Source organism: Candidatus Zymogenaceae bacterium, assembly GCA_016931225.1.
Classification (GTDB): domain Bacteria; phylum Desulfobacterota; class Zymogenia; order Zymogenales; family Zymogenaceae; genus JAFGFE01.
In genome coordinates this window covers 82,209-107,391 of the sequence record JAFGFE010000005.1, presented here as the reverse complement: position 1 = coordinate 107,391, position 25,183 = coordinate 82,209, and the positions used below count along the sequence as shown (strand labels likewise).

24 protein-coding genes are annotated in these 25,183 nt (G+C 53.9%); 15 read left to right on the top strand and 9 right to left on the bottom strand.

Features of this window, described 5'->3' with window-relative positions:
• The first annotated feature begins 75 nt into the window (after nt 1–75).
• The 13 genes from JW885_01805 to JW885_01745 all read left to right on the top strand — a co-directional run bounded on the left by JW885_01805 (nt 76) and on the right by JW885_01745 (nt 14,488).
• A complete protein-coding gene (locus tag JW885_01805) occupies nt 76–1,137 on the top strand; it encodes a hypothetical protein (GenBank protein MBN1880883.1) in 1,062 nt (353 codons plus the stop codon).
• Between the two features lie 581 nt (nt 1,138–1,718).
• On the top strand, nt 1,719–3,488 hold the full coding sequence (locus JW885_01800) for a hypothetical protein (protein MBN1880882.1): 1,770 nt from the start codon (nt 1,719–1,721) through the stop codon (nt 3,486–3,488).
• 62 nt (nt 3,489–3,550) lie between these two features.
• On the top strand, nt 3,551–5,110 hold the full coding sequence (locus JW885_01795) for a hypothetical protein (protein MBN1880881.1): 1,560 nt from the start codon (nt 3,551–3,553) through the stop codon (nt 5,108–5,110).
• A 142-nt stretch (nt 5,111–5,252) separates the two neighbouring features.
• Complete coding sequence (locus tag JW885_01790; protein ID MBN1880880.1) at nt 5,253–5,876, top strand: hypothetical protein; 624 nt, start codon at nt 5,253–5,255, stop codon at nt 5,874–5,876.
• A 15-nt stretch (nt 5,877–5,891) separates the two neighbouring features.
• A complete protein-coding gene (locus JW885_01785; protein MBN1880879.1) occupies nt 5,892–6,515 on the top strand; it encodes a 1-acyl-sn-glycerol-3-phosphate acyltransferase in 624 nt (207 codons plus the stop codon).
• Nucleotides 6,516–6,669: 154 nt separating this feature from the next.
• Nucleotides 6,670–7,512, top strand: a complete 843-nt coding sequence (locus JW885_01780) for an undecaprenyl-diphosphate phosphatase (protein ID MBN1880878.1) — start codon at nt 6,670–6,672, stop codon at nt 7,510–7,512.
• A gap of 46 nt (nt 7,513–7,558) precedes the next feature.
• Nucleotides 7,559–9,808: a DNA translocase FtsK 4TM domain-containing protein gene (locus JW885_01775; GenBank protein ID MBN1880877.1), complete on the top strand. Its 2,250-nt coding sequence runs from the start codon at nt 7,559–7,561 to the stop codon at nt 9,806–9,808.
• Nucleotides 9,809–9,827: 19 nt separating this feature from the next.
• On the top strand, nt 9,828–10,553 hold the full coding sequence (gene lolA, locus JW885_01770; protein MBN1880876.1) for an outer membrane lipoprotein chaperone LolA: 726 nt from the start codon (nt 9,828–9,830) through the stop codon (nt 10,551–10,553).
• An 81-nt stretch (nt 10,554–10,634) separates the two neighbouring features.
• On the top strand, nt 10,635–11,960 hold the full coding sequence (gene rimO, locus JW885_01765) for a 30S ribosomal protein S12 methylthiotransferase RimO (GenBank protein MBN1880875.1): 1,326 nt from the start codon (nt 10,635–10,637) through the stop codon (nt 11,958–11,960).
• 150 nt (nt 11,961–12,110) lie between these two features.
• On the top strand, nt 12,111–12,527 hold the full coding sequence (locus JW885_01760) for a TraR/DksA family transcriptional regulator (protein ID MBN1880874.1): 417 nt from the start codon (nt 12,111–12,113) through the stop codon (nt 12,525–12,527).
• Nucleotides 12,528–12,531: 4 nt separating this feature from the next.
• Entirely contained in the window at nt 12,532–13,545 is a 1,014-nt protein-coding gene (locus JW885_01755; protein ID MBN1880873.1) for an FAD:protein FMN transferase, read from the top strand.
• 7 nt (nt 13,546–13,552) lie between these two features.
• Nucleotides 13,553–13,921: a NusG domain II-containing protein gene (locus JW885_01750; GenBank protein ID MBN1880872.1), complete on the top strand. Its 369-nt coding sequence runs from the start codon at nt 13,553–13,555 to the stop codon at nt 13,919–13,921.
• A 27-nt stretch (nt 13,922–13,948) separates the two neighbouring features.
• On the top strand, nt 13,949–14,488 hold the full coding sequence (locus tag JW885_01745; GenBank protein MBN1880871.1) for a Gx transporter family protein: 540 nt from the start codon (nt 13,949–13,951) through the stop codon (nt 14,486–14,488).
• Here JW885_01745 and JW885_01740 read toward each other — a convergent pair.
• From JW885_01740 to JW885_01720, 5 genes are all read right to left on the bottom strand, one after another.
• The gene (locus tag JW885_01740) at nt 14,473–15,621 is read right to left on the bottom strand and encodes a pyridoxal phosphate-dependent aminotransferase (GenBank protein ID MBN1880870.1); all 1,149 of its coding nucleotides are present in this window, start codon (nt 15,619–15,621) and stop codon (nt 14,473–14,475) included. The genes JW885_01745 and JW885_01740 overlap by 16 nt on opposite strands.
• A 27-nt stretch (nt 15,622–15,648) precedes the next feature.
• Complete coding sequence (locus tag JW885_01735) at nt 15,649–15,816, bottom strand: hypothetical protein (protein MBN1880869.1); 168 nt, start codon at nt 15,814–15,816, stop codon at nt 15,649–15,651.
• A 30-nt stretch (nt 15,817–15,846) separates the two neighbouring features.
• Complete coding sequence (locus tag JW885_01730; protein MBN1880868.1) at nt 15,847–16,305, bottom strand: acyl-CoA thioesterase; 459 nt, start codon at nt 16,303–16,305, stop codon at nt 15,847–15,849.
• Between the two features lie 16 nt (nt 16,306–16,321).
• Nucleotides 16,322–17,605, bottom strand: coding sequence for a phosphopyruvate hydratase (eno, locus tag JW885_01725; protein MBN1880867.1), 1,284 nt, complete (start codon nt 17,603–17,605; stop codon nt 16,322–16,324).
• 67 nt (nt 17,606–17,672) lie between these two features.
• A complete protein-coding gene (locus JW885_01720; GenBank protein MBN1880866.1) occupies nt 17,673–17,852 on the bottom strand; it encodes a 4Fe-4S binding protein in 180 nt (59 codons plus the stop codon).
• A gap of 314 nt (nt 17,853–18,166) precedes the next feature.
• Here JW885_01720 and JW885_01715 point away from each other — a divergent pair, with 314 nt between their 5' ends.
• Both JW885_01715 and JW885_01710 read left to right on the top strand, forming a co-directional pair.
• Entirely contained in the window at nt 18,167–18,523 is a 357-nt protein-coding gene (locus JW885_01715) for a hypothetical protein (protein MBN1880865.1), read from the top strand.
• A gap of 1 nt (nt 18,524) precedes the next feature.
• Nucleotides 18,525–20,207 (top strand): glycerol-3-phosphate dehydrogenase/oxidase, encoded by a 1,683-nt coding sequence (locus JW885_01710; protein ID MBN1880864.1) that lies wholly within the window; start codon nt 18,525–18,527, stop codon nt 20,205–20,207.
• 73 nt (nt 20,208–20,280) lie between these two features.
• Here the strand turns inward: JW885_01710 and JW885_01705 are convergent, their stop codons facing one another.
• From JW885_01705 to JW885_01690, 4 genes are all read right to left on the bottom strand, one after another.
• Nucleotides 20,281–21,450: a nicotinate phosphoribosyltransferase gene (locus JW885_01705; GenBank protein MBN1880863.1), complete on the bottom strand. Its 1,170-nt coding sequence runs from the start codon at nt 21,448–21,450 to the stop codon at nt 20,281–20,283.
• A 121-nt stretch (nt 21,451–21,571) separates the two neighbouring features.
• A complete protein-coding gene (locus JW885_01700; protein MBN1880862.1) occupies nt 21,572–22,438 on the bottom strand; it encodes a DUF89 family protein in 867 nt (288 codons plus the stop codon).
• Nucleotides 22,439–22,564: 126 nt separating this feature from the next.
• Entirely contained in the window at nt 22,565–23,215 is a 651-nt protein-coding gene (locus JW885_01695) for a hypothetical protein (GenBank protein MBN1880861.1), read from the bottom strand.
• 81 nt (nt 23,216–23,296) lie between these two features.
• On the bottom strand, nt 23,297–25,087 hold the full coding sequence (locus JW885_01690; GenBank protein ID MBN1880860.1) for a tetratricopeptide repeat protein: 1,791 nt from the start codon (nt 25,085–25,087) through the stop codon (nt 23,297–23,299).
• Nucleotides 25,088–25,183 lie beyond the last annotated feature (96 nt).

The window sequence follows — 25,183 nt, the reverse complement described above, 5'->3', positions numbered from 1 at the left end:
GGCGGCCCTGTGTGTCGCCCCGTTTTTTATCGTATCCACCAAACCAAAAGATGCGTCATGAGCGGGGGTGATGAGATGACGGAAGAAAAGAGGGACACCGGCAATACGACCGTTAAGAAAGAGGAGACGGGAAAGGAGACCGCCGACAAGAAAACCACCGCGAAAAATCAGTCCAGAGGCGGGAAGCCGGAGGCGACGGTGCGCTTTGAGGGCACCTTGACTTCAGCCTATGGCAATACCGCTTTGTTTCTTCTGACCGCATTGTTTCTGTTTGTACCCCTTCCCCTGGCATACGCCGCCGCCCGCCGGTGGTTTTTTCGCTCCCTGGTCGTTGAATCGAAGGAGGCCGAGGTATCCGTGCAATACACAGGGAAAGGGCTTCCACTGATGAAATACTGGCCGCTGGTCCTCCCCCTGGTGTTGGGGCTCTGTTTCGCCGTTCTCATGCTGGTGTTCGATTATCGAGGAGTAGACTGGTGGTACGTGGGATTGGCTGTGGGTGTCGGTATCTTTACCGCTCCCTTCGGATGGGTGCGAAAACGAAAGTACGTGATGGAGCATACAGAAATAACGATCGATGGAAAGACGGTCGTCCTAGGATTTGTCGGCTCCTCGGGAGCGCTTTTGAAGCACATGTTCTTGTGTATTCTTTCTCTCGTCCCCCTGAGCATCCCCCTTCCCTGGGCGATGGCGTCGGCGCTCAGGTGGTATATCGGGAGTCATACGGTGGAGTACGACGCCGAGACGTATAAACCGGTGTTTTCCGGCCCGGGAAAGGGACTGCTCGGCTGGTACTTGGGACTTCTCGTCTCCCCGTGTATCCTGTTTCTCCCCATGGGGCCGGTGATCAGAGGTCTGGTCAGGTGGTTGGAACGCTATGTGAACGTCATCGGCCTTGAAAAGAGTATTGAGTTCGAGTTTGGGGGGGAAAACGGACCCGTCTTCGGTGCGGTGTTCCTGGAAGTCTTCGTTGCGGCCGTTGCGGTGATAACGGGTCTTATCCTTGCCGAGATCACAGGTTCCGGCGCGGTGATCGGCGCCGTGGTGCTTTTTCTGTGTGTGCTTGCTTTCCAGCCGTTGATTCTGTGGATTGTGGCAAAATGGCTTGTGAGCGGCACGGAAATCCAGGTGAGATAAACGGCGCATTTTCCACCGCAGACGAGAGTTGCTCCATTTTTGAAAACCACCCATGTCGCAACAGGCGAGTCTGTATCCAATACACAAAACGATCATACAAATTCACCCATTCCGCAGGGAAGACGGCCCTGTTTTTTTTCATCGATTTGGGATTCATTTTTCAATTTTTATTTGGTGTATATGCGTGTCTTGTATTAGATTTTCTTAATTTTTTCCTTGACATTATAATTTTCTAATGGTAGATATTAATCCTGATGATTTTTTATATTTTTTGAGTGATATCAGATTATTAATGAATTTTCGGAGAGCGGTTGACAGGTGCTGACGGATCGTCTTTATCGATCCGAAGACGTGTTATCCGCTCTTACGTCACATGAAGGGGGGTGATATGGAGGAACATCGGCCGCATGGACTTCTTCATGGAAAGTGAAATAATAATGAAGATATCTGGTTCATGCAATAGAGTTGATGTGAAAAACTATTTAGGAGGAAATGTTTTTAGGTTTTTGAGGTTTGCGATTGGCTCATCTTCGAATAAGCATTGTATCCAATCGCTTCGAGAACGATTTAGGAGGTAACGAATGAGGAAAATTTCCATAGTGGCATTGGCCGTACTACTTGTTGCGGTCTTTGCTGTTTCCTCTTTTGCCGCCGAAACCACTTTCTCCGGGAACTATCGCATTCGTTCCGTCATGGAGTACAATTTCGACAAGGAAAATGTCGGAAATGCACCCAGCGATGCTGCTCTGTACACTCATTACTTCGATCAGAGATTTCGCTTGACGGTTACGCATAAGCAGAGCGAGTTCCTGGAAGCTGGTTTTTCTCTGGATATCGCAGAGGATATCTGGGGAAGAGGCGCGGCGATGCGGATCAACGAGGATGATAGCGCATATATTGCGTATGCGTACATTCGCGCGTTGACCCCCATCGGCCTATTCACGGTTGGAACCAAATCTCCCGATTGGGGGAAGCCGGGCTGGGGCGCCGGTCTCGACGGTGACAACTTTTATGGCCCCGGTGAGGCTGACTGGAATGCGACCTGGGCGGTGAAGTTCGGCGATGTGGCCCTCGGTTTGGTCTATACCAAGTACGCGGATCACATCACGCTTGCCACCCGTGGCGCATTAACCACCTGGCCTGGCGGTCTGATGTATGATGTCGGAGGCACCTATTCTCAGAATCTGGATGCCGATATCGACTGCGGCACCTTTTTTGTAGCCTATCTGCACGAGAACTACAAATTTGGCGCCCGCTTCGATTACTACGCCGTACCGCACACTGGTGTGGGCGTCGGTCGTCTCGTCAAGGGTATCTATGGGTTCGATATTGCGCAGCGCGGAGTAACGTTCCTTGGTGAAACCCCGGATGCGTCACCGACCATTCAGACGATCTGGCCGTATCCGGCAGCTGCGGGTACTCCAGAAGAGGGCCTCGGTCGTACGGGTCTGTATGATTCGTATCTGACCAAGAGTTATTTCTTCTGGGCCCTGAATTTCTTTGACGGCATGCTGGTCGCCAAGGGTGACGTCATTGCCTGTTACGGTGAGGGCGAACTCAGAACGATGGGTAAGGCCTACAACAACAGGCTTGATACGTACTGGACCACGGGATTTGGTGGTGCGGTCATTCTGCCTGTTGTCTTGGGTCTCTCCACGCCGCTGCCCGGCAAGAGACTGCCGGACGATATCACCATTGAAGGTCTCGGTATCTATGCGGACGTGACCTTTAATTACGACGTCTTCAGTGTCGGCCTGTCGTTCCTGTATGGTTCCGGTGAGAAGCACTTCCACGGCATTACCCAGGATCACTTCCCGTACATTGATGATTCGACCACATTCCATTATGGAAACATCATCATGAACGGTGATCCATTCTATGGCCATATGTTGAATCTCACGACCGGTGGCATGTCGGGTAAGGTCGCTCCTTTGGGACTCGGACCGAGCTATGAGAACTTGACGGCCTTAAAGCTGCATTTCTCGGTGTGCCCGTTCGATAGTCTTGACATTCACGGTGCGGTCATCTGGGCGAAGTACACGCAGCCTGTCGGCAGGTACGCGCGGGATGCGTCGGGAGCCCTGATTCAGGACTGGCATGCGTTTTACGGCCATCCGATGAACTACGGCGCCAGCAACTATACGTACATCCCCGCGGATGTGGATGACGATCTTGGTTGGGAGATCGACTTCGGCCTGACATGGACCATCATGGAAGGACTGAGTCTGAACTCCGAGTTTGGCGTACTGTTCGCCGGCGATGCGTTTGACTATCGTGATCCGGTTACCTTTGAGCGCGAAGAATGGGGTGAGATCTATTCATGGACCAATACCCTCATGTACGAGTTCTAAGGTGTGTTTCAAAAAGTTTCCACATAGTTTTGTGTTAACAAAACTTGGTAGGAGGTAATTAAATGAAGAAGCTTGTAGCTTTAACCCTTGCGGCTCTGCTCGTGGTTGGCGTCGTCGGCACGGTGTTCGCCGCCGATACGACCTTTGAGGGAGCCTATCGGGTGCGGGCATGGACCGAGTGGAACTTCGATAAGGAATGGGAAGATGCAGGAAATGCTTTCCCGAGCCACGAGGACGGCCTGTACACCGGTTTTTTTGATCAGCGGTTTCGCTTGACCGTTACCCACACCAGAAGCGAATATCTGAAAGCGGTTATCCGCCTGGATATCGCCGAGGATATGTGGGGTACGGGAAGTGCGATGCGGATTAACGGCAATGCTGCCAACTATATTGATCGTGCGTACATTGAGTTCACCGTTCCTCCGGTGGGAACCTTCACCGTTGGTCGGTTTGCCGAAATATACGGCAATGGCTTTACGTTTGACACCGCCGGCGACGGCGCCCGCTGGAGCAATGCCTGGGGTCCCGTGGCCGTGTCTCTGTCGTACTTCAAACTCATTGATCGCGTGAATGCTAACGTTATTAACCCCCTCACCGGCGCAGTCGTAACCAGAGCTCAATCTAGAGATATGTACAACTGGGACGCCGACGTGGTAAGCCTCGATATCCTGGTCACCCCCGTTGAGGGGCATGTAGTTGAAGTCTACGGCGGTATTGCGTGGGATGAAGACGCATCCGGCGACAGCGGTCTTGGCGGTGGACTGTGGGATCGCGTTGCATGGGCTTGGACCGGAAACGGCGGTTACTATGATGCGTGGGTCGGCTTCGTGGGTGTCGGCTATACCGGCAACTTCGCCGATATGATCGACCTCAACGTCGAGGCCTCCTGGCTGTTCGGTGACGCGGATGCACACTTCATTCGCGGCGGCGGCAATCCCTACAACACCGGCGTGCCCGCGAACAACGCGCGTACGAGCCTGGATATCTCCGGCTGGAACGTCTATGCTGATCTGTCCTACTACAACGACCTGTTCAGGGTTGGCGTGGCCTTTGGCATGGGCAGCGGCATGAAGCATTGGTGGGGAAACAATTCCTCGCTTAGCCATGTGAACATGAACTTCGTCACCAACGACGGTGACTTTGCAATGGCTCACATCATCACCGGCGGCCACAACGACGGTCGCGGCTCCGTATGGGGCGGCGGTCAGGTGTACGCCAATAACAGCCTGGAAAACATCACGGCCATCAAGGGATACTTCGAGGTATGCCCGATTGACAAGCTGACGATTTCCGGTGCGGTTATCTGGGCGAAGTGGACCGAGGATATCGGTTGGAACGTCGACGGCGCACGTGCCGGTGTGTTCGCGGCTGATATGCCGTTTTATGCGCATCCTGCGTGCTGGTACGGTAACTACGGTTACCGATCCTGGGAAGTGTCCGACGATCTGGGATGGGAAATCGACCTGGCGGTCTCCTATGAGATCATGGAAGGTCTGACCTACACCCTGGAAGGCGGCGTGCTGTTCACCGGCGACTCCTGGGATTACGAGAAGGCCGATGGAACCCGAGGCGAATGGGGAGAAATCTGGTCTATCGTAAACACCCTGCAGTACGAGTTCTAAGAACTCATCTGTCTGGATGTGAATCCGAAGCCCCTGAAGGAAACTTCAGGGGCTTTTTTGTTCCTTTTGCGGGTAAAATGCCTTGACTTGACGGGCAAATCTCATTATAACAACGACAAAGGAGAAAAAAGGAGCATCTCTTATGCTTGAAAAGTTTTTGTATCTCTGTCCGAAATGCGAAACAATAGATTCAATACACACCGCCAAAAACGGAGATGTAACGTGCGAACACTGCGGTGCGAGATTCCGGTTCGATACGGACTTCAACCTGGTTGTTGAAAGTGGCGGAAAGAGCGAAACGAAGACGCTTCATCAAGTATACTGCTCCATTCGGGGAAAGGGGCTTGGGAACGTTCAAACGAGCAATATCGATGTGAGCGGGGGTGAAACGGTCCTGGCCGTCAGCGATACGGCGGAGCTCTTTCAGGAGACGCCGGCGAAGATGTTTCGCGGGTATAAAACCATCAGTGCGAAGCTCTATACCTTCAAAAAGATTGACACCGGTCTTCTCTACCTGACGAGCAGGAGGCTGGTTTTTGTCGGCGAAATGATGACGGACATTGATCTTTTGGAATTGACGTCGGCCACGATAGAATCACACATGGTCATCACCAATACGAGCCGCGGGCATGCCTATGCATTTGAATTCCTCACGGAAAGCGGTAAGAAGTGGGAGGATTTTATCAGGGAAGCACTCAAGGGGGTGTATCCGAACAAAGAGATCGATGAATTTCAACCCAGAATCACATTTATGCCCCAATCATAACACAAGGAGCGCACCGTGCTGCTGGATATCATTCATTCAATAATATTGTATCTGGTAAAGGCCGGACTCGTCCTTTCCTATGATGTGGAACACACCGGACTCGAAAACATTCCGAAAGAAGGACCGGCCGTGTTCGTCAGCAATCATACCACCATTGTGGATTCCTTCCTCATCGGCTGTTATCTGCCGAGAAAGATATATTTCATGACGAAGAGCACTGAGTTTGAGTCACCACTGCGTCGGGTGTTCTTCTATCTATCACGGACATTCCCGGTAAGGAGATATGACATTGATCCGATTGCGCTCAGGAATGCCTATCGTATTCTGAATTTCGGGGGCATGGTGGGAATATATCCCGAAGGCGAACGCACGTGGGACGGTGAGATGCAGCCGTTCAGGAAGGGGACGGTCAGGTTCCTGTTGGCGTCCGGTGTCCCCGTTATCCCCGCCGCCATTCACCATGCCTTTCAGCATCAGCCCCGTTTCGGCGGAAAAATCGGGAAGCCGAAAATATACGTACGGGTAGGGGAGCCGATTCTCCTGGAAAGGAAAAAAGGGAGTGAGCAGACCCGTGCCGATGTCGAGTCCTTTCGGAAGAAAATCGAGAATACCATCTGTGAATTGAGCGGTACGGAGTAGGATGCCCAGGGAAAGAGAATCGTCGATCGGTAAAGAGTAAAACAATAATATATATGATTATTGAGTATAATGTTCTTATTAATATTGTCTCTTCTATTGACACGACACCGCGTACTGCGTATAATATGTTCAATATAACAACATGAGGATTCCTGTGCCGTTTTTTGTGGTTCTGATACTCGGCATCATGCAGGGGCTGACGGAATTTCTACCGGTGAGTTCGTCCGGACATCTTGTGGTGGCTCAGTCGTATCTTCCGGGCTTTTCCGGACCGCCCCTTCCGTTTGATGTGCTGCTTCACCTGGGTACCCTGGTATCTCTGACCGTCTATTTTTATAAGGATATCTGGCGTATCATAAAATCATTTTTTGTACCTTCCGCTCATGAATCCACCGGATTTCGACGCCTGGGATTATTGATCGTTGTCGGAAGTATACCCACAGCCGTTATCGGCATCGGGCTTGAGGATGTTTTCGAGAGGATGTTTGCGGATCCGAAGATGGTTCCAATCATGTTCCTGATAACGGCTCTGGTGCTCGTCTGTGCGGAGATGTATATGAGGCGGAAAGGTGATGGGCGTGATGGAAACAACCTTTCGGCTGAGGATAACTCCCTTGATCACCGGACGGCGAAAAGCGTACACGTGTGGCAGGCGCTGCTGATCGGTCTTGTACAGGGCTGCGCCATTGTGCCGGGAATATCACGAAGCGGTACGACAATCGCCGCGGGGATCATCTCGGGTGTACAGAAGGAGGAGTCGGCGCGTTTTTCCTTTCTGCTCTCGATTCCGGCGATCTTCGGGGCGTTTTTGCTTCATGTGAAGGAGCTTGCCTGTGCGGATATCATGTATGTTGCGGGGGCGGTCGCCGCGACACTTGTGGGCCTTGTGGCCATTCGACTGACGATCAATGCCGTGATCGGCAACAAGCTCTGGATATTTTCGGTGTATCTGTTTGTAGTCGCAATACTGGTATATGCTCTGAATTTTTTCCTGTAAAATGGTGATGGGACGTCGTATCATGCCGAAAAAGAAAGACAGGAAAATGAAGAGATCTGCCGGTGTGGCCTGGGAAGTCTTCGGGGTCATCATTCTGGCGGCTGCTGTATATATATGTATTAGTCTGATATCCTATTATCACGGGGATCCGTCGTTTAACCGGGTCTCCGACACCACGGTCGTTGTCAATAGAGGCGGTGTTGTGGGTGCGTATACCGCGGATATCCTTCTGGTATCGATGGGTATCGGCGCATACGTTCTGCCGATCCTGCTTTTCATCCTGGGGCTTCATCTCATCCTGCCCGGCGGCATTCGGAGTATCGCGAGAATACTCATCTCCAGTATCGGGATTCTTGTCGCCACGACGGCGTTTCTCGGGGTCGTGCCGGGACCGGTAAAGGTGCTCTACGGAGAGTCCATTTTCGCGGGCGGGCTCGTGGGCGTCATGGCGGGGAAGCTTCTTATCTCATGGTTGAACGAGACAGGTACCGTTCTCATTTCCGGTCTTGTATGGATTCTGTGTGTGCTGGCGCTCTTTCGCGTATCGATTTCCGATGTCGTGGGAAAAACTGCAAAGGGGACTGGGAAGGTCTTTTCGTTGCTGTCTCGGGGAGGCGGGTCGTTGATACAAAGGAGCATGACGGCGCTTGGGGAAAGCGGTCGTCGGGAAAAAGTCCCGTATGTCCCCTTCGATCCCATGGCCGAGGATGTGCCTGCCTCCACCGAGAGGTCGGCAGGCAAAAAATCCGCAAAGAAAGAGAAGGTCACGCCCCGGGTGATAGAGGAGGTCGGGAGAGATCGTGCCGCGTCGAGTGAGTCAATTACGATTCATCAGCCCCGCATCTCACACTCGTCGGAATATGTGCTTCCTCCCGTCGACCTGCTCAGCAGGAGCGATGGAAAAATCACGGAGATAGATCGTGATGACTTGATTCGACGGGCGGGCATTCTTGAAGAAAAGCTGTCGGTTTTTGGCGTCAGGGGAACGGTCACTGAGGTGCGCCCCGGTCCCATCGTCACTCTTTTCGAGATGGAGCCGGCTCCGGGGGAGCGCATCAGCAAGATTGCAGGGCTGTCCGACGATCTTGCCATGGCGCTGTCGGCGCTGTCGGTGAGGATAATCGCACCGATTCCGGGGAAATCGGTCATCGGATTTGAGATTCCCAATCCGAAGAGGGAAACCGTCAACCTCAGGGAGATTATCGAGTCCGAGGCGTTTTCCCGGAGTGAGTCACCGGTAACCTTCGCCCTGGGCAAGGACATCTTCGGCGCCTCTGTGGTCTCCGATCTCAACAAGATGCCCCATCTGCTGGTGGCCGGTGCCACGGGGGCCGGAAAAAGCGTGTGCATCAATACCATCATCCTGAGCATCCTGTATAAATCCGGGCCGAGTGATGTGCGTTTCATCATGATCGATCCCAAAATGCTTGAGCTGTCTCTCTATCAGGGAATTCCCCACCTGATGCTTCCGGTGGTGACTGATCCGAAGGAGGCCCAAGTGGCGTTGAAGTGGGTTGTGCAGGAGATGGAGCGTCGCTATCGCGTTATGGCACAGATGGGCGTCAAGAACATCACACGATATAACGATAAGGTTAAATTGTCGGAACAAAAAGAGAAAACACGTGTCCCTGATATCGAAGGGGAGGAGTTTCATGAGAAGATGCCCTTTATCGTCGTAATAATCGACGAACTGGCGGACCTGATGATGATCTCCGGTCGGGATGTGGAGGAATCCATCGCACGGCTGGCCCAGATGGCCAGGGCGTCCGGCATACACCTGATCGTGGCGACACAAAGACCATCGGTCAACGTGCTGACAGGCATTATCAAGGCGAACTTCCCGGCCAGGATATCGTTTCAGGTGTCATCCCGGGTCGATTCACGGACCATCATCGACACCTCCGGCGCGGAGCACCTTCTCGGCAGGGGGGATATGCTGTTTATGCCGCCGGCCTCTTCAAGGCTGGTGAGGGTTCACGGTGCGTATGTTTCCGAAGAAGAGATAGTTCGGGTAACCGATTTCATCAGAGACCAGGGTGAGCCGGAGTATGAGGTGATAGACCTGACGGCGATCGAAGAGGTGATGCATCACTCTGATGACGAATATGACGATAAATACGACGATGCGGTGGCCCTTGTGGCCGAGTCGGGCAAGGCATCGATTTCGCTGGTGCAGAGACACCTTCGAATCGGCTACAATCGGGCCGCAAGGATAATAGAGAAGATGGAAGAAGAGGGTATCGTGGGGCCCGCGGACGGTGTTAAACCGCGGGAGGTATTGATCAATAAACTATAAGAAAAGGAGCCGTGCGTAGATGAAAACGCGAGCCATAATGGTTATCTGTGTTGCCGTACTACTGTCGATGTGTGCGACGGCGGCGTTGGCGGAAGAATCACTCGATACAGTAATAGAGAATCTTCAGAAGCAGTACGATCAGACCAAGGATTTTTCGGCGCTTTTTACCCAAGAAACGATGACGAAGTCCCTGGGAGCCCCGGCAATCGCCAACGGGAAACTCTATTTTAAAAAGCCGGGCATGATGAAATGGGAATATTCGGATCCGATCAACAACCAGATCATCAGCGACGGTGTGACCCTGTGGTACTATATACCCGACGAAAAACAGGTGCGGGTGTATAATGCCCTGGAGGCCTTTGAGCAGGAGTTTTTCCTGGCGTATCTGTTCGGGGAGGGGAGCCTGGAGGATAATTTCGAGGTCGCCCTGGCGGAGCTCGATCCGGAGCAGGCCAAAGAATACTATCTTGTCGCCCTGGCGCCGAAGGACGTGAATTCCACCGTGGAGCGGATACTGCTTCTGGTTAACAAGGAGACGTACAACATCCATCAGTTTAACACCTATGACATCCTGGGAAATGTCACGAGGATCGCCTTTGAGAACATCAAGGTGAATTCCGGACTCAAGGATTCGCTCTTTCACTTTATCGTTCCCTCCGGGGTTGAAACCATCAAAATAGAGAGTGAGCCGGCGGGTCCTCCGGAGATCGATGTGGAGGTGGAGATCATCGAAAAGAACGAATGACGGTGGGCGGTTTGCTTTTTAAATGAGAAATTTCGGGTCTCGAAATCGAGACCCTTTTTCATTTCTGTATGTCGGGAACCTATGAAAACGTACTGGCTTCTCGCCCTGGGATGCGATAAGAACATCATCGATGCGGAGGTGATGGCGCATTACCTGATCTCGTCCGGGTATGTCCCGGTTGATGATCCGGACGGGGCGGATGTATTGATCGTTCATACCTGCGGGTTTATCACGCCGGCGATCGAGGAGTCGATCGACGCCATTTTGGGGGCCGCAGAACACAAAGGTCCCTCCACGAAGCTGGTGGTGTCCGGCTGCCTGGCGCAGCGATACGGCCGGGAATTGGCCGACGAAATAGAGGAAATCGATCTTCTGGTGGGGGTCGGGAGGCACGGCGAGATTACAGGCCTCATCGAATCGACGGACAGAATCGCCGTTTCCGCCCCTGAAGCGGGTGTGTACGACAGCACCCGGCGTATTCCCTCCACCCCTCCCTATTACGCCTTCGTGAAGGTGTCCGAAGGGTGCGACAATCGATGCGCTTACTGCACCATCCCTGATATCCGGGGCAGACATATCAGCAGGAGACCTGAGGATATCGTCAGGGAGATACAATTTCTGGAGGAGGGCGGATTGTTCGAGCTCAATCTCATCGCCCAGGATTTGGCGGCGTACGGGAGGGACCTTCCGGACGGATCGGGCTTGCCGGGACTCCTCCGTACGATAATGGACGAGACCACTGTACCGTGGATTCGGCTCCTGTATCTCCATCCTGCTTCGATACGAGATGAATTGATTACATTGATGGCGACAAGCGAACGCCTCATCGACTATTTGGACATGCCGATTCAGCACATCAGCGACCGGATACTCTCATCTATGGGCCGAAAGCTGGACCGGGCGGGTCATCACGACCTGATCCAACGGCTCAGAAAGGCGATGCCTGATCTAATCCTGCGGACCACCGTGATGGTCGGCTACCCGGGCGAGGGGGAATCGGAATTTACAGAACTTCTGGATTATATCGAGGAAGTCCGGTTTGACCGGCTCGGTGCCTTTGTCTATTCACCGGAACCGGAAACCAGGGCGGGGAAGCTGGGGCCGATGGTTCCGGAAGAAGAGGGGCAGCGGAGATTTGATATCCTCATGGAGACTCAGCGAAAGATCTCAAGGAGTCATCTTTCGGGCTATATCGGGAAGGAGCTCTCGGTTCTTGTCTGCGGTGCGTATGCCGACCCGCCGGACCTGTATGTGGGGAGGTTTTTCGGTCAGGCGCCGGATATAGACGGGCAGGTGCTGTTTACGGGAGAGGGGTGTGAACTGGGAGACCTGGTCAGGGTACGTATTACCGATTCGGATGATTATGATCTGACGGGAATCGTGGTTGAGGATACACTCGATATCTGATTGATATCGTGAGAAAAAGAATTATTCGTTTTAGCTTGACAAACCGTTCTAATGTTGTATATTTTGCCCTCTGATTGATACCTCATGCGTCCGGGTGGACATACACCTTGGATTTTCAATGAATTTGTCTTCGATTTGAGGAGACCCGACATGCCAGAGGAGATCAAGGAACTTCTTGTGAAGATGCGAAGGGAGTTGATCGGAGAAATCAAGGAGAAGACCAGATCGGAATCCGAGGCGGATCGCAAGGACGATGTGGGTGATATCTATGATCTTGCGACGAATGAACGGGATCGGGAATTGAATCTCCTGATGTCGGATCGAGAGCGCGAAAAACTGAATGAAATCAACGACGCCCTTGTGAAAATCGACGAGGGGACGTATGGAATCTGTGAAGAATGCGGCACGGACATCCCGAAAAAGCGATTGATAATAATGCCCTTTGCCCGCCTCTGCGTAAACTGCAAGTCCGAGATGGAAAAGACAGAGAGTGTGGAGCGGGATTTCAAGCAGGAGCGGGAGTACCGGAAGCTTGCGTTTACCGCCACAGAGGATGAAGAGAATTAACATCGTGCGAAACCGAAAGATCCTCATCCCGGCTCTCATATCCATTCTTTGTATCTTACTCCTCTTTCTCTATTACGAAAATAACAGGATCAGGAGTTCAGGCGACGTTCGTCTGATGCTGGGCACTGTGGTGGAGATCACCGTCCTGGGGAAGGATGAAGACGTTTTGGAGAGGGCCGTGGACGCCGCGTTCGACCGGATGGGCGAGATAGAGATGGTGGCCGATCGATACACCGGAGAGAGCGAAATCTCACGGATGAACCGAACCGCCGCCGACGGACAGGTAGATGTTTCGGACGAGATGATCGAGATGCTCCGTGTGTCCGAAACCCTGGCGGCGGAGACGGAAGGGGCGTTTGACGTCACCATCGCTCCGCTTTCAGACTTATGGGGATTTACCGGCGAGCCGCGTCTGCCCGCACCGGAGGAGATCGAAGCGCTGCTTTCCGTGGTCTGTCACGATTGTGTCGTCGTGGATTATGATAAAAAAACGGTGTATTACAGCAATCCCGACGTCGCCGTCGACCTGGGGGGCATCGCCAAGGGGTACGCCGTGGACGAGGCGGTGAAGGTACTTGAGTCGTTGGACGTTGTGAGCGGAGTAATAAACGCCGGCGGGGATATGGCGGTTATCGGGAAAAAAGGGGACGATCCGTGGCGCATCGGCATTCAGCACCCCAGGGACTCTCAGGAGTTGATCGCGGTCCTCGATATCGTTGACAGAAGCGTGGTGACCTCCGGGGATTATGAGCGGTTTTTCTTTTCGGACGACGTCAGATATCATCATATCATCGATCCGCATACCGGGTATCCCGCGCGCATGACCATGTCGATTACGGTCGTCGCCGAGAATACCGCCGTCGCCGACGCCCTCGCAACGGCATACTTCGTGATGGGGCCGAAGAAGGCGCTGGACGCCGCAGAACACACCGACGGCGTCGATGTGTTGATTGTGGATGCCGACGGCAACATGACGCATTCCGACGGCCTTTCATCCATCCTCACATTGATGCGGTAATCGTACGATGTTCACCCGGGCGGACAAAATAGTCATCGTGGTGCTGGTGCTCCTTTCACTGGCCTCGTATCCAATTATCAAGCTGTACGGCACGGGCGGCGGTGCGATGCTGGAGATCGAATCGATGGGAGCATCCTATGCCGTCGTGGAGATGAACCAGCGAAAGACGGTGACGGTCCCCGGAGCTCTGGGGGATTCGGTCATCGAGATAGACGAAAACGGCGCCCGATTCATCGAGACCGCCGGAGACGATACAAGCTGCATCGAGCAGGGATACATCACGGACGCAGGGGAGATGGCGGTCTGTGTTCCGAATCGAGTGCTGATTCGGGTTGTCGTAAAAAGCGATATTGACACCGATTTTATTTCAAGGTAGCCGGTGGAACGAGTAAGAAAAACGGTTATGATCTCACTGTTGGCCGGGATCGCCGTCGTCATCTACATCGTCGAATCGATGATCCCCACCCCCTCGCCCTGGCTGCGTTACGGCTTCTCTCACATCATCTCGTTGTTTACCCTTGTCTTTTACGGCGTCTGGGTTACATACGGGATCTTCTTTGTCCGTTCCGTGTTGGGTGCGCTGCTCGTGGGAAAGCTCTTCTCTCCCACGTTCATCATCGGCATCTCCGGCGGGTGCGTGGCCATCGCCGTCATGGTCGTGATCGTCTATGGGCTAAGGGGACGGGGTCTGGGGCTTGTGGGGATCAGCGTGTGCGGCGCGTGGATAAACAGCCTGGTGCAGGTCGTTGTGGCGTTTTTGATCTTCATCCAACACCCGGAGATCTTCATGATTCTGCCGGTGTTTCTTCTATTCGCGGTGATAACCGGAATGGTAAACGGCATCGCCGTCGTTTCCCTGAATCGATACGGACAGCGGGCGCTCGGGCTCGAAAACCGGTTCTTCCCGGTGGAGGATTCCGGAGGCGCTCAGCCGGCGGGGTAGGTGTCCAGAAACGACCGGAGGCGGTCCATGGCGAGAACGATGTTTTCCAGGGAATTCGCGTAGCAAAAGCGGATGTATCCTTCGGCGTTTTTCCCGAAGTCTATGCCGGGGGTCACCCCCACATGCGACCCCTCGAGGATCTCGAAGGCGAATTTATATGAATCCTCCGAAAAGCGCTTCGCGTTCGCCAGGACGTAGAACGCGCCCTGGGGGTCGGTCGTGATGCCGAATCCCATCTCCCTGAGCTTGGGGATGATATATGTGCGGCGTTCGTTGTAGGTGTCTCTCATCCTGATCACGTCGTCTTCCGCCCGGGTCAGGGCGGCGACCCCCGCCCACTGGACGAAATCTCCCGCCGATATAAAGAAATTCTGCTGCATCTTCTGCATGGGGCGGATGAATTCCCGCGGTGCGATGACGTATCCCAGACGCCATCCGGTCATGGCGTACCGCTTTGAAAAGCCGTTGAGGACGAAGGCGCGGTCGGTGAACTCAAAAATGGAATGCTCCTTCTCCCCGTACACCAGCCCGTGATATATTTCATCGGAAATGATAAACGGAGAAAGCTGTGCCAGTCGCTTCATCCGATCGGGAGACAGGAGGTTCCCGGTGGGGTTCGAGGGGGAATTGATGAGGATGGCCTTGGTCTTCGTGTCGATCCGATCAGCCACCCGCTCGGGGTCGAACTGGAATCCCTCATCTTCGTTGACGGCGACGAAATCCGGGATACCGTCCACGAAATTAATGAAATTGGGATAACACGCGTAGCCGGGATCCGAAAGGATGACCTTTTCCCCCGGATTCAGAAGTGCCGAGAAGGTAAGGAGCATGGCGGGAGAGGTGCCGCTGGTGATGATAATCTGATCCGGTGAGACGTCCACCCCGTATCTCTTCCGGTAGTCGTCCGCGATCGCCTCCCTCAGCTCCAGGATTCCCAGGCTGTGGGTATATTGGGTCTTCCCCTCCCGCAGGGCGTCCATGCCGGCCTCATTGATGACGGACGGCGTTTCGAAGTCCGGCTCCCCCACCTCCAGGTGTATGACCTCGACGCCTGTTCGCTCAAGTTCCTTGCAGCGTTCCAAGACGTCCATGACGATGAAGGGATTGATTTTGTCGGTACGGTCTGCCTTCATGGTGATCCAGGTGTTTGGGTTTGTTCTTTACTGAGAATCCGACAGATCAAGGCCCATGCGAAAATACGGGCCGTAATGGAGGCTTGAGCCGCTGGGGATAAAGTTGACAGCCGTCACCTTCCAGCCCTGACCGATATATTCCTCGATGTTGTCTGTCAGGCGGTCATTGACGATGATGATCTTGTATATCCACATGGTGTGTTGTCATCCCCGGTGGAAAGAGGGTTACTTTTTCATCTCGATGTTTTGTTCTCCCTCGAAATCGACGATCGCCCGTCTGAAGTCTTCGGGCATTGGAATTGATTTGCTCGTCTTCGGGTCGAAGAATACGGTAACGGTTTTCCCCCGGGCGGACACCACGTCTCTCTCGGGTACGACGATCAGGTAATCCATCTCGAAGCTTGAGCGGCCCAGGCGGTTTACCCGGGTGTAGACGTCGATGACGTCGTCGAAGTAAAGGGGGGAGAAAAATCGGCATGATGCGTCCACCAGGGCGGATGCGGCACCGAACTTCGTAAGATCGGTGTAGCTCATGCCGATATTCGTGAAATAGTCGAATCTCCCGATTTCTATATAGCTGAAAAAGTAAATGTTGTTCGCGATTCCGGCGATGTCCGTATGAGACATCCTGACCTTGGTCGATGCCTTGAATTTGAATTGTGTCAGGTCGTGTGTTTCAGTCATGGTTACACGGGTGCTGCTATTTCAAGTTGAAGAAGACATCTTTGCCGATAAACTGCGCCGAGGCGCCCAGGGTCTCCTCGATACGAAGAAGCTGGTTGTATTTTGAGACACGATCGGTCCGGGACGCCGAGCCGGTCTTAATCAGGCCGGTGTTTGCGGCCACCGTGAGATCTGCGATGGTGGTGTCCTCGGTTTCTCCGGACCTGTGGGATACGACGCTGGTGAATCCGGCCGCACGGGCCATTTCCATGGCGGCGAAGGTCTCCGTCAGGCTGCCGATCTGGTTGACCTTGATGAGAATCGAATTGGACGCCTTCATCTCGATGCCCCTTTTCAAACGTTTGGTATTGGTTACGAAGAGGTCATCGCCGACGATCTGAATTCTGTCTCCCAGGCGTTTTGTCATCTCCACGAATCCGTCCCAGTCGTTTTCATCGAGCCCGTCCTCGATGGAGATGATCGGATAGGCGCCGATCAGCGTTTCGTAGTAGTCTATGAGGGATGAGGAGTCGAGGGTCTTCCCCTCCGCCTCCAGAACATACGAGCCGTCTTTGAAAAACGAGCTGGCGGCGGCGTCCAGGGTGATGGAGACCTCGTCTCCCGGTTTGTATCCCGCCCGCTCGATGGCGGTCACGATAAGATCCAGTGCCTCGCGGTTGGAGGTGAGGTTCGGGGCGAAGCCGCCCTCGTCTCCCACTGCGGTGTTGTAGCCCTTGTCTTTGAGAACCGACTTGAGGCTGTGAAAGACCTCCGCACCCATGCGTATGGATTGTGCAAAGGAATCGGCACCGTGAGGAAGGATCATGAACTCCTGGATATCCACGTTGTTGTCGGCATGCTGTCCGCCGTTTAAGATGTTCAACATCGGCACCGGCAGAAGCCTGGCGCTCACGCCGCCCAGGTATTGATAGAGCGGCAGCGCCAGCTCCTCGGCGGATGCCTTGGCCACAGCCACGGAAACCCCCATGACGGCGTTTGCCCCCAACTTTGATTTGTTCTCCGTGCCGTCCAGGGCGATCATGGTCTCGTCGATCAGTATCTGATCGGTGGCGTCAAAACCGATAATCTCCGGTGCGATGATGTTGGTGACGTTGTCTCGAGCAGTGAGCACACCCTTGCCGAGGTAGCGTTTCTTGTCGCCGTCTCTCAGCTCCACGGCTTCGTGCTCACCGGTAGAGGCGCCGGAGGGGACAGACGCCCGACCCAGTACTCCCGATTCCAGGACCACGTCCACTTCCAACGTCGGATTTCCCCGGGAGTCCAAAATCTCTCTTGCGTATATATCTGTTATCGTCGTCATATCTAAACACTTCATTGTATTGTCAAAAGAAGGTTCGGCCGGATGGATGCATCCGGCCGTGTACGGATTATTTCTCTTCAATGGGCACACAGGCGTCGACGGGGCACACGTCGGCGCACGATCCGCATTCGGTGCAGATACTTGCGTCGATAACGTATTTGTCGTCGCCTTCGCTGATGGCCTCAACGGGGCATTCCGGTTCACAGGAACCACACATAATGCAATCGTCGGTTATTTTGTATGCCATCTTTCGTGTCCTCCTTTCATGCGTTATCCGTTGTGTTCAACAGTGATCACACTAAATGCGATATTATAGCCGAAATCGAAACGCCTTTCAACAATAATATTAAAAAATGATGAAACAGGAAATACACACGGTACCCCGAAAAGACATATATGGACATTCGAAAGGGATTATGCGGCGGCGAACACGTATCCCGTTCGTTTTACACAGCGGTCAAAACAGGGTTTATGTGGCGAAAACACCCCGGAAAAACCTGTTCGTTTGTCATTGAAAAACTACTATTCCGGGAGTACAATATTTTATAAGGGAGACGGTGGATGAACAGGCGTTTTTCAAAGATGTTCGGGTCATGTATCATCCCGCTTTTGCTTTTTGTGTGTCTATGCACATATGCCCAGGAGGGGGTCGTCTATCACGGAAGACATGTCGACATCAATATCGTAGAGGCCGATGTAGTTGATGTGCTGCTGATGCTGGCGGAGGCGTCTGACCAGAATATCGTGATCGACGGCAGCGTGAACGGCGTGTTGACCCTTAACCTGATCGACGTTCCCGTGGATCAGGCCATATATATCATCCTGCAGCTCTCCGATCTTGAAGCCGTCTCCCGGGACGGGGTGGTGGTTATCAGGCCGATCGCGGGAGCGCGTGAGAGCACACCAGCGGAGGAGTAAAATGAAACGTAACCTTCCCGGAATGACGAAAAGAGAATACGACCTGATTGTCGTGGGGGCCGGCATTACCGGCGCATCGGTTGCCTGGGATGCCAGCCTGAGGGGTATCTCCGTCGCACTGGTCGACAAAGACGACTTCTCCAATGCCACCAGTGCGGCGACGTCGAAGCTCATTCACGGAGGACTTCGATACCTGAAAAACTTTGAGATCGGTCTCGTGCGGGAGTCTCTGAGCGAAAGACGCATCCTGGAGATAATCACTCCTCAGTTCGTCTATCCTTTCCCCTTTGTCCTGCCACTCTACGGACACGGTATTGACGGGAGGCTCCCCATTCAGGCCGCCCTGACGGTGTATGACCTTCTGGCCTACGATAAATCCGACCTGGAGGATATGGACAAACGGATCGACAACCACAAGATTCTCTCCACAGAGGATATGCTTCATTTGTTTCCGGGAATTCACGAAGAGAACCTGAGCGGCGGCGCCCTGTATTACGATTGCCAGATGCACACCCCGGAGCGTCACGTGCTCGAGTTCATCATGTCCTCAGCGGACTACCGGGCGGACGTGGCGAATTATGCAGAGGTGGTTGATTTTTTGAAGGACGGCCGCCGAGTGGCCGGCGTGAAGGTGAAAGACTTTCAGGACGGATCGGTGTATGAGATACGGGGAAAGGTCACCACCAACGTGACTGGGCCCTGGGGGGACATCACGCTGGGGATGCTCCACGATAAGGCGGTGGACCACAAGCTGATTCGATCGAAGGGAATTCACCTGGTTACCCGGCAGATCACAAAGGATTATGCTATCGTTCTGAGGACGAAGACGGGTCGGCATTTCTTCATCATCCCGTGGAAGGGATACTCCCTCATCGGCACCACCGACCGGGTGTACGAGGGAAGCCCCGACAATTTTAAGGTATCCGAAGACGACATCATGGGACTGGTGGAGGATACCAACGATAATTTCCCCGGGGCGAAGCTCACAAGGGAAGATGTGCTCTATTTTTACGGGGGACTTCGGCCCATCGTGGAAAAGGACACCGATGTGGACGTGTACGACGCGTCCAGAAAATATGAGATCTACGATCACACGAAGGACGACGATATCGACGGGTTCATCACCGTGATCGGGGGGAAGTATACCACGTCCCGGAACTTGGCACGGCAGGTGGTGGATATGGTCTACAATAAAATTGGAAAACCCTCTCCGGAATGTCAGACCGACACGACACACACATACGGCGGGGCAACCGGCCCCTTTCGGCGATATGTGGAAAAGGAGCTGGCAAAACACTCGCCCGAGTATTCGAAAGACATCGTCGAGAACCTGATCCTCATGTACGGCACCGAGCATGGGCGGGTCATGTCGCTGGCCGAGAAGAACCCGGCCCTGAAGGAGCGAATCGCAGAGGGCGCTCCGGACATCCTTGCCCAGGTGGCCTATGCCGTGAAAGAAGAGATGGCCCTCCATATGGACGACGTGTTGTTTCGCCGAACCAACGCGGGATATTTCGGGCTGCTGTCGGAGGCGTCCCTCAAGAGGGTCGCGGACCTGATGGGGGAGAGCCTGGGGTGGACGGAAGAGGACAAGAAGCGGGAGATCGATTGGGTGAAAACCTATTATGTGCCGATTAAAAAGGACGGGGACATTCCTCCCAAAAAAACGGTGGTCGTCGATTGAGAGCTCGGGGTAAGGAGTGATATTTACGGGCCGCCCGCCGTGAAAGCGGGCAGCCTTTTTTTATCTGTGGATGTCAGGCGGTCAGGTCGTCGGGCGTGAAGTGCTTGAGCTGCTCCAGGACCCGAGTCCGTATCTCCCGGGGTGTCGGAAGGTTTGTGAGGTCTCGTGCGGGCTTATAGGTTTTCAACATCGGCATGTATGTGCCGCCGCATGTGCAGCGTTTCGGCTTTTCCCCGTACGCCGTTACCAGGGATGACCCGCATCCGTTGCAGCGAAAGAGATCCTTCCTGCCGGATTTTTTGCCCCGTTTCCCCACGGATTCTCCCTCTATCTCGACGATATCGAAGGAAAAATCCACGGTTACCGCACTCGAGATAGAGGTCCCCACGCCGAAGGCGTCGCAGAAGGGGAGGAGTTCCTGGATGGAGTATTCGTTCAGGCCGCCGCTGGTGAGGAGCTTGACATGGGAGTGTCCCTTCAGGTTCAGTTCCCAGCGCACCTCCTTGAGGATTTCCACAAAATCGCCCCGGCGGGAGCCGGGAGTGTCCAGCCGGACGCCGAAGAGTCGATCGCCCAGGGCCTCCGCCACGTTGACGGCCTCGAATTTCTCGTCGTTGAAGGTGTCGATGAGGACGATGCGGTTGACCTCCTTCTCGATGAATCGGTCAAAGGTCTGTGCCGCCTCAACCGTATTGCCCAGGATCAATATCAGGGCGTGGGGCATGGTGCCTATGGGCTCCTCGCCGAGCTGTTTGGCGCTGGCGACGGAGCTGACGCCGTCGCACCCCCCGATGAAGGCCGAACGGTCGATCATCGGGGCGATGGCCGGGTGCATCCTCCGCGCGCCGAAGGATATGAGGGGTTTCTCGCCCGCGGCGACGCGGCACCGGGCGGCCTTGGTGGCGATTCCGGATGCCTGGCACAGGCATCCCAGTATCGCCGTTTCGTGGATGCCGAAGTCGGTATATTCGCCCTCTATTTCCAGAACCGGCTCCCCGGCGCGGAAGATCGTTCCCTCGGGCAAACTCCTCACCGTCACGTCATGACCGGAAAGCAGAGTCAGGACCTCCTCCAGGCCGCAGAAGACCGCCCAGGGCCACCCTTCCGGCAACTTTCTGATATAGGTCTCGGCGACGACGTTTCTGGTGATGCCGAGGCCCGAAAGTATCTCCTTCGTTCTGACAAAGTAGATATCGGTGACCGCCCCTTCCTTTATGTCCGCATCGGACAGAATATGAAACATATCATGTACCTCTCGATTTTCACGTGTGTCCGTATTTTTTTGCAGGATGGACGTACCATAGTATGACTTGTTCCGCTTGTCAACGGGAAACGGCTTCGCGCGTATCGTTGGGTGATGTGTATCAGGACCCCGGCCGGTTTTGTAACAGCATCAACGAGCCTTTGGGGACCTTCAGATAATCGGAAACAACGTCACACTTTGCTTTGAAGATGAAATAGAGGGTACGCCCCACGCCCTCCAGCACCTCGAAATTACCCTGACCCTTGGAAATAACCACATCGCTTTCGTGAAATATCTCCAAAAACTCATCGGACGCACGACTGAGAAGCGCCCCCGGAACAGAGGCGCCGGTATCGATCAGGTTGATGTGATCGTCGACCTTTGATTCCAGGGCGTCCTTTTTGGTCGCGTCGTTGATGATGGGGCCGCCACGCACGGCGAGGGTGATCCGGGCGGGGAGGTGGGCTGTGGCGTAGTCGAAAAAGAGTCGGTCGAAGACCAGCTCGCCGGCGTTGTCCGCGAGGTAGAGTATCGTTCGGGCGGACCGGAGCTCTTCTTCCAGCAGCGGGAGGTCGTCGTGATGAAACCTGAGATCGTCGATCTCTTCGAGAATCGCCCAGGGAGAGACGACAAGCGAGGGAACGCCGAAATCGATGATGTTTCCCGCCGCTGCGGACAGGAGAGACAGCCTGAGGGGGTCGGGGCTCTTTCGAACCATCTCCTGAATTTGGGGTAGAACGGCCAGCGCCTCTTTCGTGCTCTTTCTTTTTCGTGAGCGGTACGGGTCCGGATTCCCGGTGAGTTCCATAATCGTCCGATGGATATCGGCGGCGACTTCCGGGGCGGTGGCGCCGTCCCCTGCTGTGTCCAGTATTTCACGTGATCGGGTCAGGATGCGTGAGAGGAGGGCGTCTGTGGCGCCGGATATCTTCGCGGCGGTGACCGCCTGTTCGAGAATGCAGGTTCTGCATGCGGGTGCCATCTTCATGGGAATGTTTCCTGTATTACGCCTTGAGGAGGTTTCCTCAGCTCTTGAAAATGAAAAAACGGCGGGGATGCCGCGTAACGGCGATCCCCGCGGTGAAACGCGTCTATACGTGCGGCGGTCGGAGCGCTATCTCATGATGATGAAGTTAAACCGGAACTCGCTTCGTGTGCCGTCTGAAAATTCCGGCGTGATCGATACCGTCAGGCGCTGGGCGATCGGATCCGGCTCCTGGAAGTAGACGAATCCCATCACCCGTGCTCCCGGTGCAACAAGTCCGTACCGAAAGGACTTGGGAATCACCCGAGAGGTGTAATAGTCGTGGGGGTAAATATAATAGGGATAGCCGGAGCTCAAGCCCCACGCCCAGTCGTCCCACCCCCAGTAATATCCCGCCCCACCCCAGAAGACGACCGGAGGATATTCGTACAGGGGGGTGACCGCCCGATCCACTTCTTCCGGCGTCAGTGCGCCATACTGGGTGTTGTACTCATCGAAGAGCAGCGTCGTGGCCCGGCTGATGAGGATCTCTTCGTCGGTGTTGTTTTGAACCTGTACATACAGCGGCGTAAACAGGTACTTGACATCCGCCGGTTCGTACCGCCATGCATCGCTGACGACGGTGATGGTGATCCCGTCTTGTGTTATGGAGGCGGTTTTGTCGTCCACGTTGAGGACGGCCCCCGGCGTGGACGCCGGTATCATCGAGGGTGCGCATGCCGTGAGGGTCAATAAAAGCACCGCCACTATAAGCAGTGTGTATGTGCGAGAAGCTTTCATCGTGTATCTCCCGTATATTTCCAAAATATCTATCGTATGGTCATATCGCCGTGTTGACGACATATCTCCAAGAGCGACGTCTCAATCCACCTCCGCCGCGGCGTCCGTCGTCTCCTCCGGAGCGTCGCCTTCGGTGTCGGGAGGCGATGATGAATTCTTTTCGGTGGATTCCGTATCGTCCGCCGGTGTCGGTTTCGTCAGAGAGTCCAACATTTTTTTCGCCGACTCGTTTTCGGGATCGTATTTCAGGGCCTTTTTCAGTTCCGCCTTCCCCTCCGTCGTTTTGCCCATGGCGAGGTAAATTTTTCCCCTGACCTCGTGGCCCCTGCTGTTGCCGCTGTATGCCTTCAGGGCGGTGTTGACCATGTCAAGCGCCTCACCCAGCTGTTCGTCGTCTCCGGATTCCAGGTTAATTTCGGCGATATCGATATACACTTCGTACAAATCGGGCTTAATGTCCACGACGTTCAGGAAGGCCTCCCGGGCCATGGCATAATCTCCCAGCTCCTTGTACATGTTTCCCATGCTGATGTAGGCTTCAAACAGTCCCGGATCGATCTCTATCGCCTTGAAATACGCCCCTTCCGCCTCGTCTATGTCTTCCATGGCAAGATACGTGTCACCGATGCCCACGTAGGCCAGGGCGTAGTTTTCATCCAGTTTCAGGCATTCTTCATACATATCAATGGCTTCGATGTATTTCCCGGTCTCGCCGTATATATCCGCCAGGGCATAGTAGAGATCCGCATCGTTGGGACTGACCTCGATGGCGTTCTTCAGTATCGATGCCGCACTGTCTGTTTTCCCCTGTAAGATGCGGGCCGTACCCAGAAGCTTCAGGACCTCGGTATTGTCCGGATCCAGCCTGACGGCCTTCGAGAGCATCCTTTCCGCCGATGAGGGTTTTTCCTGATCCAGGTAGAGCTTTCCGAGGTTCAGGTAGGGATCAAAATAATCGGAATTGATTTCCAGGGCGTCCTTGAAATCTTCTTCCGCCTCGTCGAAGATGCCGGTCTCCATATGAATGACGCCCAGGTCGTTGTACGCCTGGTAGAGTCCCGGCTCCATTTCCAGAGCGGTGTTGTACCAGGCCTCCGCCTCGTCGTATATCTCCATCAAAAGCATCGACCTGGCCATTGCGTAATAGGCCTCCACCCGATCCGGATTTATTTTAATGGCGCGGTTGAAAAACCCGATGGCCTCATCATACCTCTCCAGGTGAAAATAGGTGAGCGCGAGGTTGTAATTTGCATCAAAGCTTGTGGGCTTTGATTTGACCGCGCTCAGAAAATAATCACAGGCTTCATCGTATGCTTCGCTGTTGAATCGAATTTTGCCCATATTATAGCAGGAAGTATAATGATTTGATTTCAGCTTGATGGCCTTGTTGAAGTACTTTTCAGCCTTTTCCATATCGCCTGTGATGTAGTAGATCTCCCCGATCATCCCCAGGGCGTCGTAGTTGTGCTGGTCGAAGGAGAGGATGTTTTCGTAACAGCCGATGGCCTCGTTCCACTGTTCTTGGATTATGTATATCTCCCCCATGTGCGAATACGCCGGGATATATTCCTTCTCTATCTTGATGGCTTTTTTATAGTAATCGAGCGCCTCATCATAATTTCCCATGTATGAGTTGATCTGCCCGAGTCTGACCATGGCCTCGTAATGTTTCGAATCGAGGGCGAGGGTCTCCTCAAAGAGATCTCGGGCTTCGATATAGTTTTCTTCTTCAAAAAGGCGTTCCGCTTCGGAAAATACCGTGGACGCTTTCGGATTCGCTTCCTCGCCGGGAAGGCCGCAGGACATCGTTACAGAGAGACAAAGGATCGTCCCCATTAGAAATCCGGCGGTATTGTATGTGGAGTGTTTCATGCGTCGAAGGTATTAAAATTTATGATATTTTATGATACATTTGCTACGATTTACAAGTCAAGTGAAAAGCTTTCGGAGGGATGGAGTGTGAGTTCT